General features: G+C 73.4%; 1 protein-coding gene and 1 pseudogene. One reads left to right on the top strand and one right to left on the bottom strand.

All coding sequences use genetic code 11. The features are described 5' to 3' along the window. Window positions 1-239, bottom strand: a pseudogene (locus AOK24_RS26770) (hypothetical protein); the annotation flags it as partial. Window positions 240-332: 93 nt separating this feature from the next. Here AOK24_RS26770 and AOK24_RS26775 point away from each other — a divergent pair. Beyond that, window positions 333-1,297: M12 family metallopeptidase (locus AOK24_RS26775; protein WP_055722628.1), on the top strand; the 965-nt coding region annotated here is incomplete at its 3' end.

The following is a 1,297-nucleotide window of genomic DNA, read 5'->3' on the forward strand; positions in this document are numbered from 1 at the left end:
AGAGACAGAGGGGCGCGCCCCGCTCTGCCGCGCGCGCCCCTCGACCGGCCGCCCCCGGGTTCGAGGTCCTTCACGGCCTCCGCCGCAAGGCGGGTGCGGCCGTGGCCGGCCGGGCCGGTGAGGATCATGCCGGGGCGGGCGGCGGTCAGGGCCTGGCGGATCAGGGCGAGTTCCTCCTCGCGGCCGGTGAACGGCCACGGCAGGTCGAGGGACTTGGGGTCGCGTCCGAGAGTCGTCACGTCATCATGAGCGGGCGTACTCACGTCTGATACAGGCGACTTGAGTAGCTGCCGACTCAGGCGCGGTGACCTTGGACCGGGCACGCTGGACCCATGACCGCCCGCTACTGCTCGCTCGTGAGGCAGCCGGAGCCCGGGTTCACCCCGGGACTGGCCGCCGAGCGGCTCGGCGCGCTCATGAGCGGGCGGCGGATATGGGTGAACGGCACGGTCCTGCACTACTGCTTCTTCGACTCCGAGAACGCCGGCACCGGGGGGAGCCGGCGGGTCTCGTGGGCGGGCGGCGAGGCGCAGCGCGAGGTGGTGCGGGACTGCTTCCGGGAGTGGCAGGACCTCGGCATCGGCGTGACGTTCGCGGAGGTCGCCGACCGGTCCGAGGCCGAGGTCCGCATCGGCTTCGAGGAGAGCGACGGCTCCTGGTCGGCCGTCGGCCGCGAGGCGCTGCTCGCGGGGCTGCACGAGCGGACGATGAACTTCGGCTGGGACCTCACGGCCCCGGGCGAGCGGGCGACGGCCCTGCACCAGATCGGCCACGCGCTGGGCATGCAGCACGAGCACCAGAGCCCGTACGCGGGCATCCACTGGGACGAGGAGGCGGTGTACGCGGACCTCGCGGGCCCGCCGAACCACTGGAGCCGGGAGCGGACGTACGTCAACATCCTGCGCAAGCTGGACGCGACGGAGGTCAACGGCACGGTGTGGGACCCGCAGTCGGTGATGGAGTACCCCTTCCCGGCCGGGCTGATACTGGAGCCCGAGCAGTTCCGGCAGGGCGTGCATCCGCCGGGCGCGCTGTCCACGCTGGACAAGGAGTTCGTGCAGCGCTGGTACCCGCCGCCGCTCTCGCCCCGGCCCGCCGCGCTCGTGCCGTTCCGGTCGGCGCCGCTGTCCCTGGCGCCGGGTGAGCAGGCGGACTTCACACTGGAGCCGCCCGAGACCCGCGACTACCGGCTCGCCGCGTTCGGCGACTGCGACGCCGTCGTCGTCGTGTTCGAGGAGCGCGAGGGGGAGCCGCGTTTCCTCGCGGGGGACGACGACGGGGGGACGGCGGGGAACGC

The organism is Streptomyces niveiscabiei (assembly GCF_001419795.1).
Classification (GTDB): Bacteria; Actinomycetota; Actinomycetes; order Streptomycetales; family Streptomycetaceae; genus Streptomyces; species Streptomyces niveiscabiei.